The 3846-nt window shown below is 50.4% G+C and carries 4 protein-coding genes; 2 read left to right on the forward strand and 2 right to left on the reverse strand.

All coding sequences use genetic code 11. The features are described from left to right. Window positions 1-96: 96 nt before the first annotated feature. Together JW953_01820 and JW953_01825 are read left to right on the forward strand one after the other, a co-directional pair. Window positions 97-546 carry a hypothetical protein gene (locus JW953_01820; GenBank protein MBN1991412.1) on the forward strand — a complete coding sequence of 150 codons (450 nt, stop codon included), beginning with the start codon at window positions 97-99 and terminating at the stop codon, window positions 544-546. A 182-nt stretch (window positions 547-728) separates the two neighbouring features. Then, window positions 729-1685 carry an alpha/beta hydrolase gene (locus JW953_01825; GenBank protein ID MBN1991413.1) on the forward strand — a complete coding sequence of 319 codons (957 nt, stop codon included), beginning with the start codon at window positions 729-731 and terminating at the stop codon, window positions 1683-1685. A 161-nt stretch (window positions 1686-1846) separates the two neighbouring features. Here JW953_01825 and JW953_01830 read toward each other — a convergent pair whose 3' ends face one another. Together JW953_01830 and JW953_01835 are read right to left on the reverse strand one after the other, a co-directional pair. Beyond that, on the reverse strand, window positions 1847-2449 hold the full coding sequence (locus JW953_01830; GenBank protein MBN1991414.1) for a DoxX family membrane protein: 603 nt from the start codon (window positions 2447-2449) through the stop codon (window positions 1847-1849). A gap of 97 nt (window positions 2450-2546) precedes the next feature. Then, window positions 2547-3560, reverse strand: a complete 1014-nt coding sequence (locus JW953_01835) for a peptidase C45 (GenBank protein MBN1991415.1) — start codon at window positions 3558-3560, stop codon at window positions 2547-2549. Window positions 3561-3846 lie beyond the last annotated feature (286 nt).

The following is a 3846-nucleotide window of genomic DNA, read 5'->3' on the forward strand; positions in this document are numbered from 1 at the left end:
GAAGGAGATTTCTCGGCCTATGGCCTCGAAATGACATTCAGCTTGTCGCTTAACAAAAGTATTGGTTCCATTCTGTTTTTAGTATAGGAGGGAAAAATGTCACCTACAATTTTACGCATCCTCATTGCCGGAGTATTGGCTTTTCACGGGGTGGGGCATGCTATGGGTATTATCCCCGCGTTACAGCTCCCCTTTTTTGAGGGTCAAACCGGAGCATGGGCCAAAAATTGGTCGAGCCGTTCCTGGCTGTTGACCCCGCTTTTAGGCGAAGCGACCAGCCGTTTCCTCAGTATCATTCTATTTGCCGTGCCGCTCATTGGCTTTATTGCTGCGGCCTTGGGCTTAATGGGCTGGCTGGTTCCCTACGAGTGGTGGCGACTACTGGCCATTGTATCGGCCGTGATTTCTCTGGTGGCCCTGGCCCTTTTTTGGAAGGCTTTCATCTATCTCTTTCCCCACAAAGTGGGCGCCATTGCCGTGAACGTGGCTGTACTGGTGTGTTTGTTCTGGGCAAACTGGCCTTCGGAAGCAGATATTGGATATTAAAACAAATTGAAACAATGGAGAGAGAGAAAATACAATGAACATTGTCGGTTTAATTTTTAGCTGGTTTTTTGCTGTTCTTTTTGGCGTGTTAACGGTTTCATTCTTCTTGATGGGCAACTGGCCACAAGGACTGGTCTTGTTGGGCCTCACGCTGGTTTTGCTGCCGCCGGTGAGAAATTTGATTGGAAATTGGATTGGTAAGCCGCTGCCGTGGTGGGGGGTGGGTCGGCGCGTTTGTTGTTTTAGTGGTGGCCTTTGTGGTGGTGGGCAACCTCAACCGCGCCACCTCTATTTACAAATCACCCGAGATCAAAGCGCGCTTTATGGAAATTTACGATGAAAAGATGAAAGAATGGCCGGTACCGTATGAGGATGTATTTTTGGATACCTCGTATGGAAAAGTCCACGTGATTGTCAGCGGGCCGGAAGATGCGCCGCCGCTCCTGCTGCTGCACGCCTCGGGCGTGGCCGGCTGGTCGTGGAAGTACAATGTGGCAGAACTCAGCCAACACTATCGCGCCTACGCCATTGATCTGATTGGCGACGCCGGCAAAAGTGAGTTTACCACACTGGATCATATTATGAAGGATGGTAAGGATCAGGCCGAACTGTACGCCGAAATTACCGACCAACTGGGCGTGGAGAGAGCCTACGTGGTTGGGGCCTCCGAGGGCGGTTTTATTGGCTCCAATTACGCATTGTACCACCCGGAGCGGGTGGAGAAGTTAGCGCTGCTTGGACCAATGGGGTATTCCGGGGCAACGCAATCAATAATAAGGATTATGTCTGCCCAGTTTTTTCCCTTGAAACCCATTCAGGACAGCACCTTTAGCTGGGCGTTTAGTGATAGTGTTGTGTTGAAAGAAGATTTTGGAGAATGGTTTCGTTTGTTAATGGGTGGAACTAATCCAGCCAAGGTTGCCCCCTGGTCGTTTTCGGCAGAAGAGCGGCAAAGCCTGCAAGTACCGGTGTTGTTTGTGTTTGGTGAGCGAGATAACCTGGTTGGCGACCCGGAAGTGGCCCGGGCGCTGGTGCAAAATATCCCTGATGTTCGGGTTGAGGTAGTAGAGGCGGGGCATCTGATGGGCGGCGAAAAGCCGGAACAGGTGAATGCGCTGATTCTTGAATTTTTTGAGTAGGGAAGGAAAATCTTTGTCAATCATTGCCCGCAATTTAGTGAGCGTCAAAAAATAACTTGGGGATTACTCGTTCCCAAATTTGTTTGGAGCCAAGTCCAGTTTGGGAACGAGTAAAACAAGTAAATCATTCCAGCGATTTTACTATTCGATTTTTAGAAGCCTCAGTCTGTTTGGGGAACCGACACGCCTACGGCTTTCTCTCGGGTGACTGGTTGTCGGGTCCAGGGTGTGCCCAACATGGGCAGCAGCCAGCGGTCCAGGCCGTACCAGCCCGCCACCTTCCAGGCCATAATCAATAGAATAGCCAGGCTGTACATCACCGGATTGGTGCTGGCCACGCCGGCCAGCATAAAGTTGAGGTTCATAAAACCGCCCAAAAAGGCGGCAATGCCGGTAAACGCGCCCAACAGCAGCAAAATGCCAATCATCATTTCGCTGTAGGCAACGAGCGGGCCAAACCAAACGTTCCACTCATTGTCAATCATAAATTGCAGAAAACCACGATACCATTCAAACGTGATTTGCGGCCGGCCTTCGGCGGGGATGGCCACCGCATTTTGCCAGAAACCCCTAATGGCCGTGCCATCCATCCAGGCCGGATTGTTGATTTTTCCCCAGCCGGAAGGAATCCAGACATAGGCCAGGTAGAGACGAAGTATCAGCCATAACCAGGCCAACTTCACCGAACCAAATAAAAACCGCGCCAGGGGCGGGTCAGGGATAAGAATTTCCCCCTTTTTAGAAACAATTTGCTTATCGGACATTGTATCCCCCTTATGTAAATAATGTTTTACTATAGATGCGTTTCACTTTAACATATTCAGATTAAAATTATATTATAGCCCTGGTTTCAAGATACGGTTACACTCTATAAACCACAAAATCAGTCCCGGGGGTATGCCCCTTTTTCAAATGGATAGAGCGGTTGGGCAAGTCCATGATGATGGTGCAAACCGTGCCCACTTCTTCCAGCTCATCGTCAGGCAGATATGGCCTGTTGATGGGCAAGGCCGGATTGGAACGATCCAGTAAGATGGATTTCAGGTCGGCTATGGCTTGCTGTTTGATGCCCCCAGTTTTTGCCACGGCGGCCCTCAGCCGGGCATAAGAAGAGCAGAAGACGCTCTGCTCGGGGTTGATATTCCGGCCCAGATAGTGGTTGGTGTGGAGCAAAACCTCATGCTTTGGGGTGAGGGTAAAAATTTCGTCCCCGGCAAACTCGATGCTGAAGCCGTGGCCCTGGTTGTCGCCCATCAGGATATTGCTGGCCTTGCCTGGCCCGGCTGCCTTTATCCGCTCCAGCGCCTCTTGCACGTTGGCTGCGTCCAGCACGGCCCGCAAAACCAGGTGGATGGGCACGCCGTCCAGAGGCTTGTTTATCCTTAAAATATTCAAACAGACGCCCAATCCGTTGGAATTCATGCCAATCTTGCCGATGATGCCCGGTTCGGTCAGCATGCCGATGGTGGGTTTGCCCGGCTGTTTAATCCGCATCAGCACGGCCAACGCTTCCAACTCCTTGGCCCAGTCCCAATTTTGGCCCAAGAGCCGGGTTGACCGAAAGTAGATGGCGGTACACTCACTGGTTGCTAAGCCCAGGATTTCACTCCGCGCATTCAAGGCATAGATATACCCCGGCTCAAGGTCTGCCCCGGCTGCAATCGCCTCAATTTCAAGCGCATATTCCCGGTTGAATGTTTCAATTTTCTGTTTAAAATGAGCGGCTAACTTAAAGAGTTCGGCTTTGGGTTTGCCAAAGATTCTGGCGTAAAATTCAACCGTCCGTCCAATTCTCTCGGCCAACGTTTGGCCGTGCTGAAACCCTCTCTCTTCAGCCGCGCCGCTGATGGTTATTTCAGGAAATCTGTTGGTCATTGAACATCCTCTTTTCTACAGCAAGTATACCACCGGAGCCAACCATGAAAAAAGTCAGGGCTGTCCCCATTTTTAGGCCATAGGGTAGGGACAGGACAATATCCTGCCCCTACTGCCAATATTTTGGGACACACCCAAAAAAGTCCCCGTTTTTGAGTCTAAGCCGGTTCTATGATAAGATACACTTACTGTAACTCCTTTAGCTAGTTTCTGGTGCGAAACGTCATCGATACCAACAAGATGACGTCAAGGAATGATTGAACCTTAACAAACTGATCTTTAGACA

The organism is Anaerolineae bacterium (assembly GCA_016931895.1).
Lineage (GTDB): Bacteria > Chloroflexota > Anaerolineae > 4572-78 > J111 > JAFGNV01.